This window comes from Shigella sp. SIG6 (assembly GCF_053555815.1).
In genome coordinates this window covers 1-22,517 of the sequence record NZ_JBQZXC010000038.1, presented here as the reverse complement: position 1 = coordinate 22,517, position 22,517 = coordinate 1, and the positions used below count along the sequence as shown (strand labels likewise).

At 51.7% G+C, this 22,517-nt stretch carries 18 protein-coding genes and 7 tRNA genes; 22 read left to right on the top strand and 3 right to left on the bottom strand.

Annotation, left to right across the window (positions count from 1 at the left end; translation table 11 throughout):
• Positions 1–295: 295 nt before the first annotated feature.
• On the bottom strand, positions 296–1,960 hold the full coding sequence (gene glnS, locus ACUU1M_RS08950; RefSeq protein ID WP_001287131.1) for a glutamine--tRNA ligase: 1,665 nt from the start codon (positions 1,958–1,960) through the stop codon (positions 296–298).
• A gap of 202 nt (positions 1,961–2,162) precedes the next feature.
• Positions 2,163–4,109, bottom strand: coding sequence for a PTS N-acetyl glucosamine transporter subunit IIABC (gene nagE, locus ACUU1M_RS08945; protein WP_001023151.1), 1,947 nt, complete (start codon positions 4,107–4,109; stop codon positions 2,163–2,165).
• A gap of 332 nt (positions 4,110–4,441) precedes the next feature.
• Between nagE and nagB the strand changes: the two genes are divergently transcribed.
• The 12 genes from nagB (at position 4,442) to ACUU1M_RS08885 (ending at position 11,623) form a co-directional block, all read left to right on the top strand.
• Entirely contained in the window at positions 4,442–5,242 is an 801-nt protein-coding gene (gene nagB, locus ACUU1M_RS08940; protein ID WP_001237072.1) for a glucosamine-6-phosphate deaminase, read from the top strand.
• 59 nt (positions 5,243–5,301) lie between these two features.
• On the top strand, positions 5,302–6,450 hold the full coding sequence (gene nagA / locus ACUU1M_RS08935) for an N-acetylglucosamine-6-phosphate deacetylase (RefSeq protein ID WP_000271152.1): 1,149 nt from the start codon (positions 5,302–5,304) through the stop codon (positions 6,448–6,450).
• Positions 6,451–6,458: 8 nt separating this feature from the next.
• A complete protein-coding gene (gene nagC, locus ACUU1M_RS08930; RefSeq protein WP_000187589.1) occupies positions 6,459–7,679 on the top strand; it encodes a DNA-binding transcriptional regulator NagC in 1,221 nt (406 codons plus the stop codon).
• Between the two features lie 47 nt (positions 7,680–7,726).
• Positions 7,727–8,479 (top strand): ribonucleotide monophosphatase NagD, encoded by a 753-nt coding sequence (nagD, locus tag ACUU1M_RS08925; protein WP_000153129.1) that lies wholly within the window; start codon positions 7,727–7,729, stop codon positions 8,477–8,479.
• A gap of 396 nt (positions 8,480–8,875) precedes the next feature.
• On the top strand, positions 8,876–10,540 hold the full coding sequence (gene asnB, locus ACUU1M_RS08920; protein WP_152028925.1) for an asparagine synthase B: 1,665 nt from the start codon (positions 8,876–8,878) through the stop codon (positions 10,538–10,540).
• 379 nt (positions 10,541–10,919) lie between these two features.
• Positions 10,920–10,996, top strand: a tRNA-Met gene (locus ACUU1M_RS08915).
• Between the two features lie 8 nt (positions 10,997–11,004).
• Positions 11,005–11,089 (top strand) — tRNA-Leu (locus ACUU1M_RS08910).
• A 23-nt stretch (positions 11,090–11,112) separates the two neighbouring features.
• Positions 11,113–11,187 (top strand) — tRNA-Gln (locus ACUU1M_RS08905).
• 34 nt (positions 11,188–11,221) lie between these two features.
• Positions 11,222–11,296 (top strand) — tRNA-Gln (locus tag ACUU1M_RS08900).
• Between the two features lie 15 nt (positions 11,297–11,311).
• Positions 11,312–11,388: transfer RNA gene (locus tag ACUU1M_RS08895), tRNA-Met, on the top strand.
• Between the two features lie 48 nt (positions 11,389–11,436).
• Positions 11,437–11,511: transfer RNA gene (locus ACUU1M_RS08890), tRNA-Gln, on the top strand.
• 37 nt (positions 11,512–11,548) lie between these two features.
• Positions 11,549–11,623 (top strand) — tRNA-Gln (locus tag ACUU1M_RS08885).
• 153 nt (positions 11,624–11,776) lie between these two features.
• Here ACUU1M_RS08885 and ubiF read toward each other — a convergent pair.
• Positions 11,777–12,952 (bottom strand): 3-demethoxyubiquinol 3-hydroxylase, encoded by a 1,176-nt coding sequence (gene ubiF / locus ACUU1M_RS08880; protein ID WP_000184592.1) that lies wholly within the window; start codon positions 12,950–12,952, stop codon positions 11,777–11,779.
• 145 nt (positions 12,953–13,097) lie between these two features.
• Between ubiF and miaB the strand changes: the two genes are divergently transcribed.
• The 10 genes from miaB to ACUU1M_RS08830 all read left to right on the top strand — a co-directional run.
• Entirely contained in the window at positions 13,098–14,522 is a 1,425-nt protein-coding gene (gene miaB / locus ACUU1M_RS08875; RefSeq protein ID WP_000162739.1) for a tRNA (N6-isopentenyl adenosine(37)-C2)-methylthiotransferase MiaB, read from the top strand.
• Between the two features lie 152 nt (positions 14,523–14,674).
• The gene (locus tag ACUU1M_RS08870) at positions 14,675–15,715 is read left to right on the top strand and encodes a PhoH family protein (protein ID WP_001018040.1); all 1,041 of its coding nucleotides are present in this window, start codon (positions 14,675–14,677) and stop codon (positions 15,713–15,715) included.
• Positions 15,712–16,179 (top strand): rRNA maturation RNase YbeY, encoded by a 468-nt coding sequence (ybeY, locus tag ACUU1M_RS08865; protein WP_000084469.1) that lies wholly within the window; start codon positions 15,712–15,714, stop codon positions 16,177–16,179. Before ACUU1M_RS08870 ends, ybeY begins: the two co-directional genes overlap by 4 nt.
• An 89-nt stretch (positions 16,180–16,268) precedes the next feature.
• Positions 16,269–17,147, top strand: a complete 879-nt coding sequence (gene corC / locus ACUU1M_RS08860) for a CNNM family magnesium/cobalt transport protein CorC (RefSeq protein WP_001278600.1) — start codon at positions 16,269–16,271, stop codon at positions 17,145–17,147.
• Positions 17,148–17,171: 24 nt separating this feature from the next.
• A complete protein-coding gene (gene lnt / locus ACUU1M_RS08855) occupies positions 17,172–18,710 on the top strand; it encodes an apolipoprotein N-acyltransferase (RefSeq protein WP_000853043.1) in 1,539 nt (512 codons plus the stop codon).
• A gap of 396 nt (positions 18,711–19,106) precedes the next feature.
• The gene (gltI, locus tag ACUU1M_RS08850) at positions 19,107–20,015 is read left to right on the top strand and encodes a glutamate/aspartate ABC transporter substrate-binding protein GltI (protein ID WP_001177084.1); all 909 of its coding nucleotides are present in this window, start codon (positions 19,107–19,109) and stop codon (positions 20,013–20,015) included.
• Between the two features lie 169 nt (positions 20,016–20,184).
• Positions 20,185–20,925, top strand: a complete 741-nt coding sequence (gene gltJ, locus ACUU1M_RS08845) for a glutamate/aspartate ABC transporter permease GltJ (protein ID WP_152028926.1) — start codon at positions 20,185–20,187, stop codon at positions 20,923–20,925.
• Positions 20,925–21,599 carry a glutamate/aspartate ABC transporter permease GltK gene (gene gltK / locus ACUU1M_RS08840; RefSeq protein WP_152028927.1) on the top strand — a complete coding sequence of 225 codons (675 nt, stop codon included), beginning with the start codon at positions 20,925–20,927 and terminating at the stop codon, positions 21,597–21,599. Before gltJ ends, gltK begins: the two co-directional genes overlap by 1 nt.
• Complete coding sequence (gltL, locus tag ACUU1M_RS08835) at positions 21,599–22,324, top strand: glutamate/aspartate ABC transporter ATP-binding protein GltL (protein WP_152028928.1); 726 nt, start codon at positions 21,599–21,601, stop codon at positions 22,322–22,324. The genes gltK and gltL overlap by 1 nt, the downstream gene beginning before the upstream one ends.
• 117 nt (positions 22,325–22,441) lie before the next feature.
• Positions 22,442–22,517 (top strand): hypothetical protein (locus ACUU1M_RS08830; protein WP_449144660.1); only part of this gene is annotated, 76 nt, incomplete at its 3' end.

The window sequence follows — 22,517 nt, the reverse complement described above, 5'->3', positions numbered from 1 at the left end:
ATTATGTTTTGTGATTTTAAATTTATTTTATGGATAAATTGCGAAGCGGAATTAATTCGCGAAGAAAAGCAGAAAAAACGCCGCAGAGCGCGGCGTTTGGGATTGTTTGCTATTTCTTGCCGGATGCGGCGTGAACGCCTTATCCGGCCTACAAAAGCACGCAAATTCAATATATTGCAGAGATCATGTAGGCCTGATAAGCGAAGCGCATCAGGCAATTTAGCGTTTGAAATTTATTGTTTATTTATTGCCAGATGCGACGTAAATGCCTCACCCGGCTTGGTAGAACTTAAAATTACTCGCCTACTTTCGCCCAGGTATCACGCAGCCCAACGGTGCGGTTAAATACCGGTTTTTCGGCCGTGGAATGGCGGCTGTCGAGGCAGAAGTAACCTTCACGCTCAAACTGGAATGCTTTACCCGCTACCGCATCTTTCAGCGACGGTTCAGCAAAGCCCTGTTTGATCACCAGCGATTCCGGGTTAATCACCGACAGGAAATCATCCGCAGCACCTGGGTTAGGCACGCTGAACAGACGATCATACAAACGGATTTCAACCGGCAGCGCATGTGCCGCGCTCACCCAGTGAATAACACCTTTGACTTTACGACCATCTGCCGGATCTTTGCTTAAGGTGTCGGCGTCATAAGTACAGAAGATGGTGGTGATATTACCTTCGGCATCTTTCTCCACGCGTTCAGCCTTAATGACGTAAGCATTACGCAGACGCACTTCTTTACCCAGCACCAGACGTTTGTACTGCTTGTTAGCTTCTTCGCGGAAATCGGCGCGATCGATCCAAATTTCACCGCTAAACGGCACCTGACGGCTCCCCATTTCCGGTTTGTTCGGATGGTTCGGCATGGTGACCATTTCGCCTTCGCCCTGATAGTTTTCGATAACCAGTTTCACCGGATCGATAACCGCCATTGCGCGCGGCGCATTTTCGTTGAGATCTTCACGGATGCAGGATTCCAGCGACGCCATCTCAATGGTGTTGTCCTGCTTGGTCACGCCGATGCGTTTGCAGAACTCACGAATAGAAGCCGCAGTGTAACCACGACGACGCAGACCGGAAATGGTCGGCATACGCGGGTCATCCCAGCCTTCAACGTGCTTGTCGGTCACCAGCAGGTTCAGCTTACGCTTGGACATCACAGTGTATTCCAGATTCAGGCGCGAGAATTCGTACTGGCGCGGATGAACAGGAATGGTGATGTTATCCAGTACCCAGTCGTACAGACGACGGTTGTCCTGGAACTCAAGCGTACACAGAGAGTGCGTAATACCTTCCAGCGCATCGCTGATGCAATGGGTGAAGTCGTACATCGGGTAGATGCACCACTTGTTACCAGTCTGGTGGTGTTCAGCAAATTTAATGCGGTACAGCACCGGATCGCGCATTACGATAAATGGCGACGCCATGTCGATTTTCGCACGCAGGCAGGCTTTACCTTCTTCAAAACCACCGGCACGCATTTTTTCGAACAGCGCCAAGTTCTCTTCAACGCTGCGGTCGCGGTACGGGCTGTTTTTACCCGGCTGCGTCAGGGTACCGCGGTATTCGCGGATCTGTTCCGGTGTCAGTTCATCAACGTACGCCAGGCCTTTATTGATCAGTTCGATCGCATAGGCGTGGAGCTGATCAAAATAATCGGAGGAGTAACGGACGTTACCAGACCAGTGAAAACCTAACCACTCTACGTCGTTTTTGATCGAATCGACATACTCGATATCTTCTTTTACCGGGTTAGTGTCGTCGAAACGCAGGTTGCACTGGCCTTTATAGTCCTGGGCGATCCCGAAGTTCAGGCAGATAGATTTCGCATGGCCAATATGCAGATAGCCATTCGGCTCCGGCGGGAAACGGGTGTGTACTGTGGTGTGCTTACCACTGGCCAGATCTTCATCGATGATCTGACGGATAAAGTTAGTCGGGCGGGCTTCTGCCTCACTCATCGTGGATTCCTCAAAGCGTAAACAACGTATAACGGCGTATGATCTTATAAGCGGGACAGGCTGACAACTGTTAGTTTTTTAAAATTGATAATCTAACAAGGATTATGGGGATGATTGATGAAAAAAAAAGCGGCAGAGAAGATCTCCACCGCTTGTCATTGTTGGATGCGACGCTGCCGTGTCGCATCAGGCATAAAGCAGATTACTTTTTGATTTCATACAGCGGTGTTTGACCCGCCACAACATGGCCCTGAGCTTTAATGATCAAGCCACTGAAATTGTCGATATTGCTGCAAACCACCGGGCTAATCATCGAGCGGGCGTTAGCGTTCAGGTAATCCAGATCCATTTCCAGAATCGGTTGCCCTGCGCTTACCTGCGCACCCTCTTCCACCAGACGTTTAAAGCCTTTACCTTCCAGCGCTACGGTGTCGATACCCATATGGACGACGATCTCCGCGCCTTTTTCGGTTTCCAGGCAGAACGCGTGGTTGGTGTTGAAGATTTTCACGATTGTCCCTGCGGCTGGTGATACGACGATTTTATCTGTCGGTTTCACCGCCACACCGTCACCCACCGCTTTGCTGGCGAATGCTTCGTCAGGAACCTGATCCAGTGCCACGACATCACCGGTAATCGGCGATACCAGCTCCGCGATAGATACCGCGTTTGGTACAGCCTGCGGTTTTGCTACAGGCGCGGCAGTTGCCGGAGTTGCTTCAGCTGACGCAGCGGCTACCGGACCACGGGCAACGACTTTCTTCATCGCATCGCCGATGGATTCTGCTTTCGCGCCAACAATCACCTGAATAGTCTGTTTGTTCAGTTTCACTACACCAGAAGCACCCAGACGTTTACACATCGTATCGTTGACGCGGGCAGAGTCAGCCACGGTCAGGCGCAGACGGGTAATACAGGCATCAATCGCTTTCAGGTTGTCAGTACCGCCAACCGCAGCAATATAGTTGGTTGCCAGTTGAGTCAGACCTTCTTCAGTATTGCTGTTGGCTTCTTCAGTAACGATCTCGTCTTCTTTATCTTCACGACCCGGCGTTTTCAGGTTGAACATGCGGATAACCAAACTGAACACCACGAAGTAGATAGCGAAGAAGATAACGCCCATCACCAGCAGCATCCAGACGTTCTGGCTGGCGGCCGGCAGGTTATACATCAACGCGTAGTCGATAGCACCCGCAGAGAAAGAGAAGCCGGCATGGATACCCAGCAGCGTTGCCACAAACAGGCTGATACCGGTCAGCAGTGCGTGCAGGAGGTACAGCAGCGGCGCAAGGAACATGAACAGGAATTCCAGCGGCTCAGTCACACCGGTCAGGAACGCAGTAACAGCAACAGAAAGCAGCATCCCGCCAACCATCGGACGACGCTCTTTCGGTGCTGCGAAGTACATCGCCAGCGCCGCACCCGGCAGACCGAACATCATGATCGGGAAGAAGCCGGACATGAACATCCCCGCGGTGCCGTCACCAGCGTAGAAACGGTTGATGTCGCCGTGGAAAACCGTACCCGCCGCGTTGGTGAATTCACCAATCTGGAACCAGGCGATGGTGTTCAGCACCTGATGCAGACCGGTTGGGATCAGCAGACGGTTGATGAAACCAAAGATACCGGAACCCAGCGCGCCCGCAGAAACGATCCACTCGCCGCCTGCATGGATAGCGTGCTGTACCGGCGGCCAGACGTAACCAAAAATGGCCGCCAGCACCAGACAGAAGAAGCCGGTGGCGATCGGCACAAAGCGTTTGCCGCCGAAGAAGCTCAGGAAGTCCGGCAGTTTAATATCGGACCAACGGTTATAGGCTGCGCCACCAACCAGACCGGTAATGATACCCGCCAGTACACCCATGTTAATTTCTGGGTTGATGGTCACCATCGCTTTGGTTAACACAAAGTAACCTACCGCACCCGCCAGCGCCGCCGCACCTGCGCTGTCTTTCGACCAGCTGGATGCCACACCGATGGCGAAGATTAATGCGAGGTTATCAAAAATTGCACCGCCCGCCTGGGCAATAAACGCAACGTTAAGTAAATCTGGCTGACCGAATCGCAGCAACAGCGCCGCCACCGGCAGCACCACGATAGGGAGCTGTAACGCCCTACCGAGTCGCTGGAAAAAACCTAAAATATTCATCTTATTCCCCCTACGAGAACCCTATTTGGCTCGTTTAAAGCCGTATTTTTATTTTGCTGCAAATTTTACTGCCGATGTTCTGTAATCAGATTGTTAGATCATCTGCTACAGAGTGTGTGAAAATTTAATTCGTATCGCAAATTAAACGCGTGTCTTTTGTGAGTTTTGTCACCAAATATCGTTATCATCACTCCCTTTTACTGGCTAAACCAGAAAACTTATTTTATCATTCAAAAAATCAAGTCGGATTGACGCCTGTCTGCGCAAATCCAGGTTACGCTTAAAGATGTCTAATCCGCCAACGGCTTACATTTTACTTATTGAGGTGAATAATGAGACTGATCCCCCTGACTACCGCTGAACAGGTCGGCAAATGGGCTGCTCGCCATATCGTCAATCGTATCAATGCGTTCAAACCAACTGCCGATCGTCCGTTTGTACTGGGCCTGCCGACTGGCGGCACGCCGATGACCACCTATAAAGCGTTAGTCGAAATGCATAAAGCAGGCCAGGTCAGCTTTAAGCACGTTGTCACCTTCAACATGGACGAATATGTCGGTCTGCCGAAAGAGCATCCGGAAAGCTACTACAGCTTTATGCACCGTAATTTCTTCGATCACGTTGATATTCCAGCAGAAAACATCAACCTTCTCAACGGCAATGCCCCGGATATCGATGCCGAGTGCCGCCAGTATGAAGAAAAAATCCGTTCTTACGGAAAAATTCATCTGTTTATGGGCGGTGTAGGTAACGACGGTCATATTGCATTTAACGAACCGGCGTCTTCTCTGGCTTCTCGTACTCGTATCAAAACCCTGACTCATGACACTCGCGTCGCGAACTCTCGTTTCTTTGATAACGATGTCAATCAGGTGCCAAAATATGCCCTGACTGTCGGTGTTGGTACACTGCTGGATGCCGAAGAAGTGATGATTCTGGTGCTGGGTAGCCAGAAAGCACTGGCGCTGCAGGCCGCCGTTGAAGGTTGCGTGAACCATATGTGGACCATCAGCTGTCTGCAACTGCATCCGAAAGCGATCATGGTGTGCGATGAACCTTCTACCATGGAGCTAAAAGTTAAGACTTTAAGATATTTCAATGAATTAGAAGCAGAAAATATCAAAGGTCTGTAATTGTTATCCCTGCCCTGGTTCCTTGCTCAGGGCAATATTTTTTAAAATCGGGGGTCAGAATGTATGCATTAACCCAGGGCCGGATCTTTACCGGCCACGAATTTCTTGATGACCACGCGGTTGTTATCGCTGATGGCCTGATTAAAAGCGTCTGTCCGGTAGCGGAACTGCCGCCAGAGATCGAACAACGTTCACTGAACGGGGCCATTCTCTCCCCCGGTTTTATCGATGTGCAGTTAAACGGCTGCGGCGGCGTACAGTTTAACGACACCGCTGAAGCGGTCAGCGTGGAAACGCTGGAAATCATGCAGAAAGCCAATGAGAAATCAGGCTGTACTAACTATCTGCCGACGCTTATCACCACCAGCGATGAGCTGATGAAACAGGGCGTGCGCGTTATGCGCGAGTACCTGGCAAAACATCCGAATCAGGCGTTAGGTCTGCATCTGGAAGGTCCGTGGCTGAATCTGGTAAAAAAAGGCACCCATAATCCGAATTTTGTGCGTAAGCCTGATGCCGCGCTGGTCGATTTCCTGTGTGAAAACGCCGACGTCATTACCAAAGTGACCCTGGCACCGGAAATGGTTCCTGCGGAAGTCATCAGCAAACTGGCAAATGCCGGGATTGTGGTTTCTGCCGGTCACTCCAACGCGACGTTGAAAGAAGCAAAAGCCGGTTTCCGCGCGGGGATTACCTTTGCCACCCATCTGTACAACGCGATGCCGTATATTACCGGTCGTGAACCGGGCCTGGCGGGCGCGATCCTCGACGAAGCTGACATTTATTGCGGTATTATCGCTGATGGCCTGCATGTTGATTACGCCAACATTCGTAACGCTAAACGCCTTAAAGGCGACAAACTGTGTCTGGTTACCGACGCCACCGCGCCAGCAGGTGCCAACATTGAACAGTTCATTTTTGCGGGTAAAACAATATACTACCGTAACGGACTTTGTGTGGATGAGAACGGTACGTTAAGCGGTTCATCCTTAACCATGATTGAAGGCGTGCGTAATCTGGTCGAACATTGCGGTATCGCACTGGATGAAGTGCTGCGTATGGCGACGCTCTATCCGGCGCGTGCGATTGACGTTGAAAAACGTCTCGGCACGCTCGCCGCAGGTAAAGTAGCCAACCTGACCGCATTCACACCTGATTTTAAAATCACCAAGACCATCGTTAACGGTAACGAGGTCGTAACTCAATAAGAGAAAGTATGACACCAGGCGGACAAGCTCAGATAGGTAATGTTGATCTCGTAAAACAGCTTAACAGCGCGGCGGTTTATCGCCTGATTGACCAGTACGGGCCAATCTCGCGGATTCAGATTGCCGAGCAAAGCCAGCTTGCCCCCGCCAGCGTAACCAAAATTACGCGTCAGCTTATCGAACGCGGGCTGATCAAAGAAGTTGATCAGCAGGCCTCCACCGGGGGCCGCCGCGCTATCTCCATCGTCACCGAAACCCGCAATTTCCACGCAATCGGCGTACGGCTTGGTCGTCATGACGCCACCATCACTCTGTTTGATCTCAGCAGCAAAGTGCTGGCAGAAGAACATTACCCGCTGCCGGAACGTACCCAGCAGACGCTGGAACATGCCCTGCTGAATGCCATTGCTCAGTTTATTGATAGCTACCAGCGCAAACTGCGCGAGCTAATCGCCATTTCGGTGATCCTGCCAGGGCTTGTTGACCCGGACAGCGGCAAAATTCATTACATGCCGCATATTCAGGTAGAAAACTGGGGGCTGGTAGAAGCACTGGAAGAACGTTTTAAAGTGACCTGTTTCGTTGGTCACGATATCCGTAGTCTGGCGCTGGCGGAGCACTACTTCGGTGCAAGTCAGGATTGCGAAGACTCCATTCTGGTGCGTGTCCATCGCGGAACCGGTGCCGGGATTATCTCTAACGGGCGCATTTTTATTGGCCGCAACGGTAACGTCGGTGAAATTGGCCATATTCAGGTCGAACCGCTGGGTGAACGCTGCCACTGCGGCAACTTTGGCTGCCTGGAAACTATCGCCGCCAACGCTGCCATTGAACAACGGGTGTTGAATCTGTTAAAGCAGGACTACCAGAGCCGTGTGCCACTGGACGACTGCACCATCAAAACTATCTGCAAAGCCGCGAACAAAGGCGATAGCCTGGCCTCGGAAGTGATTGAGTATGTCGGTCGTCATCTGGGTAAAACCATCGCCATTGCTATCAACTTATTTAATCCGCAAAAAATTGTTATTGCTGGTGAAATCACCGAAGCCGATAAAGTGCTGCTCCCTGCTATTGAAAGCTGCATTAATACCCAAGCGCTGAAGGCGTTTCGTACTAATCTGCCGGTGGTACGTTCTGAGCTGGATCACCGCTCGGCAATCGGCGCTTTTGCGCTGGTAAAACGCGCCATGCTCAACGGTATTTTGCTCCAGCATTTGCTGGAAAATTAATGTGCTTTTATAGTGGCGCTTATTGTTGTCAATATTCTGGGTAGTCCATGACCATTAAAAATGTAATTTGCGATATCGACGGCGTGCTGATGCACGATAACGTCGCCGTACCGGGTGCAGCGGAATTTTTGCACGGGATTATGGATAAAGGCCTGCCGCTGGTGTTGCTGACCAACTATCCTTCGCAGACTGGGCAAGATCTGGCGAACCGCTTTGCCACTGCCGGTGTCGATGTGCCGGATAGCGTGTTTTATACCTCTGCGATGGCGACCGCCGATTTCCTGCGTCGCCAGGAAGGCAAGAAAGCGTATGTGGTGGGCGAAGGCGCACTGATTCATGAACTGTACAAAGCCGGTTTCACTATTACCGATGTGAACCCTGATTTCGTGATTGTTGGCGAAACACGTTCCTACAACTGGGACATGATGCATAAAGCAGCCTATTTCGTCGCTAACGGTGCACGCTTTATCGCCACCAACCCGGACACCCACGGGCGCGGTTTTTATCCCGCTTGTGGCGCGTTGTGTGCAGGGATTGAGAAAATCTCCGGGCGCAAACCGTTCTATGTTGGTAAGCCCAGCCCGTGGATCATCCGCGCGGCATTAAACAAAATGCAGGCGCATTCGGAAGAAACAGTGATTGTCGGCGATAACCTGCGTACCGATATTCTGGCGGGCTTCCAGGCCGGTCTGGAGACGATTCTGGTGCTTTCTGGTGTTTCATCGCTCGACGATATCGACAGTATGCCGTTCCGCCCAAGCTGGATTTACCCGTCAGTCGCTGAAATCGACGTTATCTGAATACCACCCACGTCTGCGGACGTGGTTGGCTCTGATGACAAACGCCAAACTGCCTGATGCGCTACGCTTATCAGGCCTACGCAGCTCCTGCAATATATTGAATTTTCATGCTTTTGTAGGCCGGATAAGGCGTTCACGCCGCATCCGGCATGAACAAATCGCACTTTATCAGCAATTTGGCCCCCGTAAAATATAACCATTCAATAAAACCCGCTAAAAATTATCGATTCATCAATAAATACATCCTCACACCAGACCCTTTTTCACCAATCGACAATCACCATTACGTTTTTTATTTTTGCACTGCCAAATAGCTTGCGCACAGTGCTGCTTTGCGGCATTTTTTTAAACAAGCAAACACAACAAGCAACAAATACCAGGTTAACGGAGAAGGTTATGTGTTCAATTTTTGGCGTATTCGATATCAAAACAGACGCAGTTGAGCTGCGTAAGAAAGCACTCGAGCTGTCACGCCTGATGCGTCATCGTGGCCCGGACTGGTCCGGTATTTATGCCAGCGATAACGCCATTCTCGCTCACGAACGTCTGTCAATTGTTGACGTTAATGCGGGGGCCCAACCTCTCTACAACCAACAAAAAACCCACGTACTGGCGGTAAACGGTGAAATCTACAACCACCAGGCATTGCGCGCTGAATATGGCGATCGTTATCAGTTCCAGACAGGGTCTGACTGTGAAGTGATCCTCGCGCTGTATCAGGAAAAAGGGCCGGAATTTCTCGACGACTTGCAGGGCATGTTTGCCTTTGCCCTGTACGACAGCGAAAAAGATGCCTACCTGATTGGTCGCGACCATCTGGGGATCATCCCACTGTATATGGGGTATGACGAACACGGTCAGCTGTATGTGGCCTCAGAAATGAAATCGCTGGTGCCAGTTTGCCGCACGATTAAAGAGTTCCCGGCGGGGAGCTATTTGTGGAGTCAGGACGGCGAAATCCGTTCTTATTATCATCGCGACTGGTTCGACTTTGATGCAGTGAAAGATAACGTGACCGACAAAAACGAGCTGCGTCAGGCACTGGAAGATTCCGTTAAAAGCCATCTGATGTCTGATGTGCCTTACGGTGTGCTACTTTCTGGTGGTCTGGATTCCTCAATTATTTCCGCTATCACCAAGAAATACGCAGCCCGTCGCGTGGAAGATCAGGAACGCTCTGAAGCCTGGTGGCCGCAGTTACACTCCTTTGCTGTAGGTCTGCCGGGTTCACCGGATCTTAAAGCAGCCCAGGAAGTGGCAAACCATCTGGGCACGGTGCATCACGAAATTCACTTCACTGTACAGGAAGGTCTGGATGCCATCCGCGACGTGATTTACCACATCGAAACTTATGATGTGACCACTATTCGCGCTTCAACACCGATGTATTTAATGTCGCGTAAGATCAAGGCGATGGGCATTAAAATGGTGCTGTCCGGTGAAGGTTCTGATGAAGTGTTTGGCGGTTATCTTTACTTCCATAAAGCGCCCAACGCTAAAGAACTGCATGAAGAGACGGTGCGTAAACTGCTGGTCCTGCATATGTATGACTGCGCGCGCGCCAACAAAGCGATGTCAGCCTGGGGCGTGGAAGCACGCGTTCCGTTCCTCGACAAAAAATTCCTTGATGTGGCGATGCGCATTAACCCGCAGGATAAAATGTGCGGTAACGGCAAAATGGAAAAACACATCCTGCGTGAATGTTTTGAGTCATACCTGCCCGCAAGCGTGGCCTGGCGGCAAAAAGAGCAGTTCTCCGATGGCGTCGGTTACAGTTGGATCGACACCCTGAAAGAAGTGGCGGCGCAGCAGGTTTCTGATCAGCAACTGGAAACTGCCCGCTTCCGCTTCCCGTACAACACGCCGACCTCAAAAGAAGCGTATCTGTACCGCGAGATCTTTGAAGAACTGTTCCCACTTCCGAGTGCCGCTGAGTGCGTGCCGGGCGGTCCTTCCGTCGCGTGTTCTTCAGCTAAAGCGATCGAATGGGATGAAGCGTTCAAAAAAATGGACGATCCGTCTGGTCGTGCGGTTGGCGTTCACCAGTCGGCGTATAAGTAAGAAATGCGGTACTGCCCCGGAGAAATCCGGGGCTGTTTTAGTTATTGCGCTGCTTGTTGATTCTGATATGCAGTAAGGAAATGTTCCGGGTTTGCCACATCACTGTTTGACAACTCATCACTGTAGGCCAGTATTTCATAGATTAATTTCCCACCACTATTGTTGAATTCCGAATTTCATCCTGTACGACAAAAGAATGGCTGTAGGGTGGGGAAAAAACACAAAGTAAACAATAATTGACGAATATAGCGCCACGCTGTTCGCAACCTAACCAAACAGTCACTTTCGAGCAATTTTCCTTGAAAAAGAGGTTGACGCTGCAAGGCTCTATACGCATAATGCGCCCCGCAACGCCGATAAGGTATCGCGAAAAAAAGATGGCTACGTAGCTCAGTTGGTTAGAGCACATCACTCATAATGATGGGGTCACAGGTTCGAATCCCGTCGTAGCCACCATCTTTTTTGCGGGAGTGGCGAAATTGGTAGACGCACCAGATTTAGGTTCTGGCGCCGCAAGGTGTGCGAGTTCAAGTCTCGCCTCCCGCACCATTCACCAGAAAGCGTTGTACGGATGGGGTATCGCCAAGCGGTAAGGCACCGGTTTTTGATACCGGCATTCCCTGGTTCGAATCCAGGTACCCCAGCCATCTTCTTCGAGTAAGCGGTTCACCGCCCGGTTATTGGGGTATCGCCAAGCGGTAAGGCACCGGTTTTTGATACCGGCATACCCTGGTTCGAATCCAGGTACCCCAGCCATCGAAGAAATAATCTGGCTACGTAGCTCAGTTGGTTAGAGCACATCACTCATAATGATGGGGTCACAGGTTCGAATCCCGTCGTAGCCACCAAATTCTGAATGTGTCGAATACGTTCGGCAAATTCAAAAACCAATTTGTTGGGGTATCGCCAAGCGGTAAGGCACCGGATTCTGATTCCGGCATTCCGAGGTTCGAATCCTCGTACCCCAGCCAATTTATTCAAGATGCTTACATCGTAAGTGCACCCAGTTGGGGTATCGCCAAGCGGTAAGGCACCGGATTCTGATTCCGGCATTCCGAGGTTCGAATCCTCGTACCCCAACCACATTAAAAAAGCTCGCTTCGGCGAGCTTTTTGCTTTTCTGCGTTCATTCAATGTCGAATGCGATGTTGACACGTCTTATCCTTCAATGTCGGATGCGACGCTGCCGCGTCTTATCCGACCTACGGTTGGCACGCATCCGGCAATGTTGTAAGGCTACAACCCTAACGCATATTTCAGCGCCTGACGTTTCAACACGCCAGCACGCTCTGCCGCCATTAACCCGAGATTACGCACAAAACGCAGCGGCGGCAGATTATTACTGAATCCGGCATAAAACAGATCCATACCACTTTGCATAATGAAGTTATCCGCCATGCGCCGCATCTGGTAACGCTTGAGGACAGGATAACTGGCCCACGCTTCACCGTAGCTGCGGGCATTCACCAGAACATCAATCAGGGCATCGACATCACGATAACCAAGATTCACCCCCTGCCCCGCCAGCGGATGGATGGTATGCGCGGCATCGCCCACCAGCGCAAGCCCCGGCTGCACATACTGCAACGCATGTCGGCGCGTCAGCGGAAACGCACCAGCGGCAAGCGGTGTAACGTAACCCAGACGCGACGGGAAATGCTTCGCGATTTCCGCCTGGAGTTGCGCCATATTCATATTCTGCAACTGGCGAATACGCGCCGGAGAGTCATACCACACCAGCGATGCCCAGTTATCAAACAACGGCAGAAACGCACGCGGTCCGTCCGGGGTAAATTGCTGCCAGGTGCTGTCGCCGGGATCGTTCTCACACTGTACGCTAATCAACATGCACGACTGCGCATACTGCCAGGCATGAACGCCAATTCCCGCCATCTGCCGCACCTGAGAATTTGCGCCGTCGGCACCAATCACCAGTTTCGCGCGGATCGTTTCACCGCCCTTCAGTTCCAGCTCCTGAAGATCATTATCTCGATGTAATGCAATCAGCGAGGTTGGCACACGTAACGTTACTTTCGGATGCGCTTCCAGCACCTGCCACAACGCCTGTTGCAGGACTGTGTTTTCCACCATGTAGCCAAGCAACGGCAACTTTAATTCGGCTGCGTCAAATACCACATGTGCCGTTTCCCACTCCCAGGTTTCCAGTCTGCGGTAAGGATGGCAACGCATAGCCTGTACTGCATCCCAGACCCCTAACCCTTTAAGCAATGATACCGAAGCCGCGCTGATCGCCGAGATCCGCACGTCCGGTTGGCTGTCAGCGACAAACGGTGCAGGTTCTGCGTGCTCGATCACCGTTACCGAAAATCCGTGCTGTGCCAGCCCCAGCGCCAGTGCGCCGCCGACCATTCCTCCGCCGACAATGGCAATTTCCGTTGGTTGATTTGTCATGGTCAATCATCCTGTTAGCAATATGCTTTAAGTTTACAGGATTTTTACCCCCAAGGGCTGATAACGCTCATACTGGTCACAACGGCAGCAAAGCATTACACTATGCGCCCTGCATTCCTGGCTACTATTTCGCAAGAGCAAGTCGATGACCAAAAAACTCCATATTAAAACCTGGGGCTGTCAGATGAACGAGTACGATTCATCGAAGATGGCCGATCTGCTGGATGCCACCCACGGCTATCAACTGACCGACGTGGCGGAAGAAGCGGATGTGTTACTGCTGAACACCTGCTCAATCCGCGAGAAGGCTCAGGAAAAAGTCTTCCATCAGTTGGGTCGCTGGAAACTGTTAAAAGAGAAGAATCCAGACCTGATTATCGGCGTCGGTGGCTGCGTGGCATCGCAAGAAGGCGAGCACATTCGCCAGCGCGCCCACTATGTCGATATTATTTTTGGGCCGCAAACGCTGCACCGTCTGCCGGAGATGATCAACTCCGTGCGCGGCGACCGCAGCCCGGTTGTAGATATCAGCTTCCCGGAAATCGAGAAGTTTGACCGTCTGCCGGAACCGCGCGCCGAAGGGCCGACCGCGTTTGTCTCCATCATGGAAGGCTGCAATAAATATTGCACCTACTGCGTGGTGCCTTACACCCGTGGTGAAGAGGTAAGCCGTCCGTCTGACGATATTCTGTTTGAGATTGCCCAGCTTGCGGCTCAGGGCGTGCGTGAAGTCAACCTGCTCGGTCAGAATGTGAATGCCTGGCGTGGTGAGAACTACGACGGCACCACCGGATCGTTTGCCGATCTGTTGCGTCTGGTTGCTGCGATCGACGGGATCGATCGTATTCGCTTTACCACCAGCCATCCGATCGAATTCACCGACGATATCATCGAAGTGTACCGCGACACGCCTGAGCTGGTGAGCTTCCTGCATCTGCCGGTACAGAGCGGTTCCGATCGCATTCTGAACCTGATGGGACGTACCCATACGGCGCTGGAGTACAAAGCGATCATCCGTAAACTGCGTGCGGCGCGTCCGGATATTCAGATCAGTTCTGACTTCATTGTTGGCTTCCCTGGCGAAACCACCGAAGACTTCGAGAAAACGATGAAGCTGATTGCCGACGTCAATTTCGACATGAGCTACAGCTTTATCTTCTCTGCACGTCCAGGAACGCCTGCCGCCGATATGGTTGATGATGTTCCGGAAGAAGAGAAGAAGCAGCGTCTGTATATTCTGCAAGAACGTATCAATCAGCAAGCGATGGCATGGAGCCGTCGGATGCTCGGCACCACCCAGCGTATTCTGGTAGAAGGGACTTCGCGTAAGAGCATCATGGAGCTTTCCGGGCGTACCGAAAATAACCGCGTGGTCAACTTCGAGGGCACACCGGATATGATCGGTAAATTCGTCGATGTAGAAATTACCGACGTCTACCCGAACTCTCTGCGCGGTAAAGTGGTGCGAACTGAAGATGAAATGGGTCTGCGCATGGCAGAAACACCGGAGTCGGTGATTGCCCGCACCCGCAAAGAAAACGACCTTGGCGTGGGTTATTATCAGCCGTAATTCTCAGGCCTGCCGTTCCGGTGGGCCTTGTTTTTTCTCTCTTTATCCCCATCTTTATCGCAATGCTTGCGCCTTTTTCCTGTGGCGTGAATAATTTCCTTATAGGCCGGTGAATGTTCAGCTTCCGGCGGCATACAGATAAGAGGAACGGTTTGAACATAGACACTCGCGAAATCACCCTGGAGCCAGCAGACAATGCGCGTCTGTTGAGCCTGTGCGGCCCGTTTGATGACAACATCAAGCAGCTCGAACGCCGTCTCGGCATCGAGATCAATCGCCGCGATAACCACTTTAAACTGACCGGCCGTCCGATTTGTGTCACCGCTGCGGCAGACATTCTGCGTAGCCTGTATGTCGATACTGCCCCGATGCGCGGTCAGATTCAGGATATCGAACCGGAACAGATCCACCTTGCGATTAAAGAAGCGCGGGTACTGGAGCAAAGCGCGGAGAGCGTGCCGGAGTACGGCAAAGCGGTCAATATCAAAACTAAACGCGGCGTAATTAAGCCGCGCACGCCAAACCAGGCGCAGTACATCGCCAATATTCTCGACCATGACATTACCTTCGGCGTTGGCCCGGCGGGTACGGGTAAAACCTACCTGGCAGTGGCTGCGGCAGTTGATGCCTTGGAGCGTCAGGAAATTCGCCGTATTCTGCTGACTCGTCCGGCGGTCGAAGCCGGTGAGAAACTGGGCTTCCTGCCTGGCGATTTAAGCCAGAAAGTAGACCCGTATCTGCGCCCACTGTACGACGCGCTGTTTGAAATGCTGGGCTTTGAGAAAGTCGAGAAACTGATTGAGCGCAACGTTATTGAAGTCGCGCCGCTGGCCTATATGCGTGGTCGTACGCTGAACGACGCGTTTATCATTCTCGATGAGAGCCAGAACACTACCATCGAACAGATGAAGATGTTCCTGACCCGTATCGGTTTTAACTCAAAAGCGGTTATCACCGGCGACGTCACACAGATCGACCTGCCGCGTAATACTAAATCAGGCTTACGTCATGCCATTGAAGTGCTGGCCGATGTCGAAGAGATCAGCTTTAACTTCTTCCACAGCGAAGACGTGGTTCGTCACCCGGTGGTGGCGCGTATCGTTAACGCTTATGAAGCCTGGGAAGAAGCAGAACAAAAACGTAAAGCGGCGCTGGCAGCAGAACGCAAGCGCGAAGAACAGGAACAAAAATGAGTCAGGTGATCCTCGATTTACAACTGGCATGTGAAGATAATTCCGGGTTACCGGAAGAGAGCCAGTTTCAAACATGGCTGAATGCGGTGATCCCGCAGTTTCAGGAAGAGTCGGAAGTGACTATTCGCGTGGTCGATACCGCCGAAAGCCACAGTCTGAATCTGACCTATCGCGGTAAGGATAAGCCGACCAACGTGCTCTCCTTCCCGTTTGAAGTGCCGCCTGGCATGGAGATGTCGCTACTGGGCGATCTGGTTATCTGCCGTCAGGTGGTTGAGAAGGAAGCTCAGGAGCAAGGCAAACCACTGGAGGCGCACTGGGCGCATATGGTGGTGCACGGCAGTCTGCATTTGTTAGGTTACGATCACATTGAAGATGACGAAGCAGAAGAAATGGAAGCCCTCGAAACAGAGATTATGCTTGCTCTGGGCTATGAGGATCCGTACATTGCCGAGAAAGAATAATTTGCCAGGCATTTGACTGGCAGACGTCCCCGCCGTTGGTGATTAACGACGGCGTTTTGATTAACTAACATGAGAACCCATACGACGCCATGAGCGACGACAATTCACACAGTAGTGACACGATAAACAACAAGAAGGGATTTTTCTCCCTGTTACTCAGCCAACTTTTCCACGGTGAACCGAAAAACCGTGACGAACTGCTGGCGCTGATCCGTGATTCCGGGCAGAACGACCTTATCGACGAAGATACGCGCGATATGCTCGAAGGGGTGATGGACATCGCAGACCAACGCGTTCGCGACATCATGATCCCCCGCTCCCAGATGATTACCCTGAAACGCAACCAGACGCTGGACGAATGCCTTGATGTCATCATCGAGTCCGCCCACTCACGTTTCCCGGTGATTAGCGAAGACAAAGATCACATTGAAGGGATTCTGATGGCGAAAGACTTGCTGCCGTTTATGCGCAGCGATGCTGAAGCCTTCAGCATGGACAAAGTGTTACGTCAGGCGGTTGTCGTTCCTGAAAGTAAGCGCGTAGACCGGATGCTGAAAGAGTTTCGCTCTCAGCGTTACCACATGGCGATCGTTATTGACGAATTCGGTGGGGTTTCCGGTCTGGTGACCATTGAAGACATCCTGGAACTGATTGTTGGTGAGATTGAAGACGAGTATGACGAAGAAGATGATATCGACTTCCGTCAGCTGAGTCGTCATACCTGGACCGTGCGCGCACTGGCTTCCATTGAAGACTTCAACGAAGCGTTCGGCACCCACTTTAGCGATGAAGAAGTCGACACTATCGGTGGTCTGGTGATGCAGGCGTTTGGGCATCTTCCGGCGCGTGGCGAAACTATCGACATCGACGGTTACCAGTTCAAAGTGGCGATGGCCGATAGTCGGCGTATTATTCAGGTTCATGTCAAAATCCCGGATGACTCACCCCAGCCAAAGCTGGATGAATAAAACCGAAACTGGATAGATAACTACATGGCTTTTGCCTCATTAATTGAACGCCAGCGCATTCGCCTGCTGCTGGCGTTATTATTCGGTGCCTGCGGAACGCTGGCCTTCTCTCCTTACGACGTCTGGCCTGCGGCGATTATTTCGCTGATGGGGCTTCAGGCGTTGACCTTTAACCGTCGCCCACTCCAGTCTGCCGCTATTGGCTTTTGCTGGGGATTTGGCCTCTTTGGCAGCGGTATTAACTGGGTCTATGTCAGCATCGCGACCTTTGGCGGGATGCCTGGCCCGGTTAACATCTTCCTGGTGGTGCTGCTGGCGGCGTATTTGTCGCTGTATACCGGACTGTTTGCTGGCGTGCTGTCGCGTCTGTGGCCGAAAACCACCTGGCTGCGCGTGGCGATTGCCGCCCCTGCTCTCTGGCAAGTGACCGAGTTTCTGCGCGGTTGGGTGCTGACTGGCTTCCCGTGGTTACAGTTCGGCTATAGCCAGATTGATGGCCCGTTAAAAGGGCTGGCACCGCTAATGGGCGTGGAAGCCATTAACTTCCTGCTGATGATGGTTAGTGGCCTGCTGGCACTGGCGTTGGTCAAACGCAACTGGCGTCCGCTGGTGGTGGCCGTCGTGCTGTTTGCCCTACCCTTCCCGCTGCGTTACATCCAATGGTTTACCCCGCAACCGGAGAAAACCATTCAGGTTTCGATGGTTCAGGGCGATATTCCGCAATCGCTGAAATGGGACGAAGGCCAGCTTCTTAATACGCTAAAGATTTACTACAACGCAACGGCACCGCTGATGGGCAAATCATCGTTGATTATCTGGCCGGAGTCGGCGATAACCGATCTGGAAATTAATCAGCAACCGTTCCTCAAAGCACTGGACGGTGAGTTGCGTGATAAAGGTAGCTCGCTGGTAACCGGGATTGTCGACGCGCGTCTCAATAAGCAGAACCGCTACGATACCTACAACACCATCATCACGCTGGGTAAAGGTGCACCGTACAGCTACGAATCAGCCGATCGCTATAACAAAAACCATCTGGTGCCGTTTGGCGAGTTTGTCCCGCTGGAGTCGATTCTGCGTCCGTTAGCACCGTTCTTTGATCTGCCGATGTCGTCGTTCAGCCGTGGGCCATATATCCAGCCGCCGCTGTCGGCAAATGGTATTGAGCTTACTGCGGCTATTTGCTACGAGATCATTCTCGGCGAGCAAGTGCGCGATAACTTCCGCCCGGATACCGACTACCTGCTGACTATCTCCAACGATGCGTGGTTTGGTAAATCTATTGGTCCATGGCAACACTTCCAGATGGCGCGAATGCGTGCGCTGGAGCTGGCGCGCCCACTGTTGCGCAGCACCAACAACGGCATTACGGCGGTGATTGGCCCGCAGGGTGAGATTCAGGCGATGATCCCGCAGTTCACCCGCGAGGTGTTAACCACTAACGTGACGCCGACCACCGGACTCACACCATACGCACGTACCGGCAACTGGCCGCTGTGGGTGCTGACGGCACTGTTTGGTTTTGCTGCTGTGTTGATGAGTCTGCGTCAGCGACGTAAATAATCCCTTCTTATCGTGCCGGAATACATCCCATATTTCGGCACGCTCACCGGATGCGGCATCAGTGCATTATCCGGATAACAATATTCTCCTATCCAACTTTGGCACATCTATTGCTTTGTTATACAAGGCAAAGCTTGAACCAGCATCAGTACAACCCGGTTGCACCACAGCAATCCACCGGTAGCACCAAAAGAGTGCATTTTAAGAATTTTGCTTCAGAATGGTGCGGTGCACCTCGCAAAAACAAACAATAAAACATCAATATCTTTACATTTAGCCAAACTAAATGTTACCTAACAGGCACAACACTGCACAATAAAGTTGCAGACGATAACAACACAAACACTCACAACGGGTATCCATGCGTTCTTAACGCAGAAGATAAAGGAGTTGGATATGCAATTACGTAAACCTGCCACAGCAATCCTCGCCCTGGCGCTTTCCGCAGGACTGGCACAGGCAGATGACGCCGCCCCGGCAGCAGGCAGTACGCTGGACAAAATCGCCAAAAACGGTGTGATTGTCGTCGGTCACCGTGAATCTTCAGTACCTTTCTCTTATTACGACAATCAGCAAAAAGTAGTGGGTTACTCGCAGGATTACTCCAACGCCATTGTTGAAGCAGTGAAAAAGAAACTCAACAAACCGGACTTGCAGGTAAAACTGATTCCGATTACCTCACAAAACCGTATTCCACTGCTGCAAAACGGCACTTTCGATTTTGAATGTGGTTCTACCACCAACAACGTCGAACGCCAAAAACAGGCGGCTTTCTCTGACACTATTTTCGTGGTCGGTACGCGCCTGTTGACCAAAAAGGGCGGCGATATCAAAGATTTTGCCGACCTGAAAGGCAAAGCCGTAGTCGTCACTTCCGGCACTACCTCTGAAGTTTTGCTCAACAAACTGAATGAAGAGCAAAAAATGAATATGCGCATCATCAGCGCCAAAGATCACGGTGACTCTTTCCGCACCCTGGAAAGCGGTCGTGCCGTTGCCTTTATGATGGATGACGCTCTGCTGGCCGGTGAACGTGCGAAAGCGAAGAAACCAGACAACTGGGATATCGTCGGCAAGCCGCAGTCTCAGGAAGCCTACGGTTGCATGTTGCGTAAAGACGATCCGCAGTTCAAAAAGCTGATGGATGACACTATCGCTCAGGTGCAGACCTCCGGTGAAGCGGAAAAATGGTTTGATAAATGGTTCAAAAATCCAATTCCGCCGAAAAACCTGAACATGAATTTCGAACTGTCAGACGAAATGAAAGCACTGTTCAAAGAACCGAATGACAAGGCACTGAACTAATTACAAGAACCAGGGGCGGAAATTCCAGCCCTCTCGATTGTTACGTAGCACGGACAGACTATACGCCTGATGGTCGTTCCCCATCGGGCCTGAAAACCGCAATACGCTGGGTAACAATCTTCGAGGGTAGCAGTTAACGCTGCTACCCTCTTTTTTCTGGAGTAGATTTATGTCTATAGACTGGAACTGGGGTATTTTTTTACAACAAGCCCCGTTCGGCAATACCACCTATCTTGGTTGGGTCTGGAGTGGTTTTCAGGTGACGATCGCTTTGTCGATCTGCGCCTGGATTATCGCTTTCCTCGTCGGTTCATTTTTCGGCATTTTACGTACCGTTCCAAACCGTTTTCTCTCCGGTCTGGGTACGTTGTATGTCGAACTGTTCCGCAACGTGCCGTTGATTTTGCAATTCTTTACCTGGTATCTGGTGATCCCGGAGCTGCTGCCGGAGAAAATCGGCATGTGGTTTAAGGCCGAGCTGGATCCCAATATTCAGTTTTTCCTTTCATCCATGCTCTGCCTGGGGCTGTTTACCGCCGCCCGTGTTTGCGAACAGGTACGCGCCGCTATTCAGTCGCTACCGCGTGGGCAGAAGAATGCCGCGCTGGCGATGGGCCTGACGCTACCGCAGACTTATCGATACGTACTGCTGCCTAATGCTTATCGCGTTATCGTCCCGCCGATGACTTCCGAGATGATGAACCTGGTGAAAAACTCCGCTATCGCCTCGACCATCGGTCTGGTGGATATGGCAGCGCAGGCGGGTAAATTGCTCGACTACTCGGCTCACGCCTGGGAGTCGTTTACCGCCATCACGCTTGCGTATGTGTTGATTAACGCTTTTATCATGCTGGTGATGACGCTGGTTGAACGTAAAGTTCGCCTGCCCGGCAACATGGGGGGCAAATAATGTACGAGTTTGACTGGAGTTCCATTGTTCCTTCCCTGCCATATCTGCTCGACGGGCTGGTGATCACCCTGAAAATCACCGTCACGGCAGTCGTGATTGGTATTTTGTGGGGTACCATGCTGGCGGTGATGCGCTTGTCCAGCTTCGCGCCTGTTTCGTGGTTTGCCAAAGCCTACGTTAACGTATTCCGCTCGATTCCTTTAGTCATGGTTTTGCTGTGGTTTTACTTGATTGTGCCGGGATTTCTGCAAAATGTGCTGGGATTATCGCCAAAAAATGATATTCGTTTAATTTCGGCGATGGTGGCGTTTTCGATGTTTGAAGCGGCCTACAATTCAGAGATTATCCGTGCCGGTATTCAAAGTATTTCCCGTGGTCAGTCGAGCGCCGCGCTGGCGTTGGGGATGACTCACTGGCAGTCGATGAAACTGATTATTCTGCCGCAGGCTTTCCGCGCGATGGTGCCGCTGCTGCTCACTCAGGGCATCGTACTGTTCCAGGATACCTCGCTGGTGTATGTGTTATCTCTGGCCGATTTCTTCCGTACCGCCTCAACCATTGGTGAGCGTGATGGTACGCAGGTCGAGATGATCCTGTTTGCCGGATTTGTTTATTTCGTTATTAGCCTTAGCGCGTCGTTGTTGGTCAGCTACTTGAAAAGAAGGACAGCATAATGATTACCCTGAAAAATGTTTCAAAATGGTATGGTCACTTTCAGGTGCTGACCGACTGCTCAACCGAAGTGAAAAAAGGCGAAGTGGTGGTGGTTTGCGGCCCGTCTGGTTCCGGCAAATCAACGCTGATTAAAACCGTCAACGGCCTCGAACCAGTGCAGCAAGGTGAAATCACCGTCGATGGTATCGTGGTTAACGACAAGAAAACCGATCTGGCAAAGCTGCGCTCCCGCGTCGGGATGGTATTCCAGCATTTCGAGCTGTTCCCTCATCTGTCGATTATCGAAAACCTGACCCTGGCGCAGGTGAAAGTGCTTAAACGCGATAAAGCGCCCGCTCGTGAAAAAGCATTGAAATTGCTGGAGCGCGTGGGACTTTCCGCACATGCCAATAAATTTCCGGCGCAGCTTTCCGGCGGTCAGCAGCAGCGTGTGGCAATCGCTCGCGCATTGTATATGGCTCCTATTGCGATGCTGTTCGACGAACCGACATCGGCGCTGGATCCGGAGATGATCAACGAAGTGCTGGACGTGATGGTGGAACTGGCGAACGAAGGAATGACCATGATGGTGGTGACCCACGAAATGGGCTTTGCCCGCAAAGTGGCGAATCGGGTGATCTTTATGGACGAGGGTAAAATTGTCGAAGACTCGCCGAAAGACGCTTTCTTCGATGATCCGAAATCGGACCGCGCAAAAGACTTCCTCGCGAAAATCCTGCATTAATCACTCTGGCGCGCATACCCAATTGCGCGCCATCTCACGCTTTATCGTTTCGCCCCTCGTATCTGTTACATCCTGGCGTTACCCTTGTCGCAAAGAAGCACACAACAAGGAGCAACAATGGCACTGCCAATTCTGTTAGATTGCGACCCAGGTCATGATGACGCTATCGCAATAGTTCTCGCCCTCGCCTCAC

Coding starts and splice junctions, on each gene's coding strand:
- miaB (WP_000162739.1), top strand. CDS start 13,098: ATGACCAAAAAACTCCATATTAAAACCTGGGGCTGTCAGATGAACGAG.
- gltI (WP_001177084.1), top strand. CDS start 19,107: ATGCAATTACGTAAACCTGCCACAGCAATCCTCGCCCTGGCGCTTTCC.
- nagB (WP_001237072.1), top strand. CDS start 4,442: ATGAGACTGATCCCCCTGACTACCGCTGAACAGGTCGGCAAATGGGCT.
- corC (WP_001278600.1), top strand. CDS start 16,269: ATGAGCGACGACAATTCACACAGTAGTGACACGATAAACAACAAGAAG.
- nagD (WP_000153129.1), top strand. CDS start 7,727: ATGACCATTAAAAATGTAATTTGCGATATCGACGGCGTGCTGATGCAC.
- nagA (WP_000271152.1), top strand. CDS start 5,302: ATGTATGCATTAACCCAGGGCCGGATCTTTACCGGCCACGAATTTCTT.
- asnB (WP_152028925.1), top strand. CDS start 8,876: ATGTGTTCAATTTTTGGCGTATTCGATATCAAAACAGACGCAGTTGAG.
- gltJ (WP_152028926.1), top strand. CDS start 20,185: ATGTCTATAGACTGGAACTGGGGTATTTTTTTACAACAAGCCCCGTTC.
- ubiF (WP_000184592.1), bottom strand. CDS start 12,952: ATGACAAATCAACCAACGGAAATTGCCATTGTCGGCGGAGGAATGGTC.
- ybeY (WP_000084469.1), top strand. CDS start 15,712: ATGAGTCAGGTGATCCTCGATTTACAACTGGCATGTGAAGATAATTCC.
- gltK (WP_152028927.1), top strand. CDS start 20,925: ATGTACGAGTTTGACTGGAGTTCCATTGTTCCTTCCCTGCCATATCTG.
- lnt (WP_000853043.1), top strand. CDS start 17,172: ATGGCTTTTGCCTCATTAATTGAACGCCAGCGCATTCGCCTGCTGCTG.
- glnS (WP_001287131.1), bottom strand. CDS start 1,960: ATGAGTGAGGCAGAAGCCCGCCCGACTAACTTTATCCGTCAGATCATC.
- nagE (WP_001023151.1), bottom strand. CDS start 4,109: ATGAATATTTTAGGTTTTTTCCAGCGACTCGGTAGGGCGTTACAGCTC.
- nagC (WP_000187589.1), top strand. CDS start 6,459: ATGACACCAGGCGGACAAGCTCAGATAGGTAATGTTGATCTCGTAAAA.
- gltL (WP_152028928.1), top strand. CDS start 21,599: ATGATTACCCTGAAAAATGTTTCAAAATGGTATGGTCACTTTCAGGTG.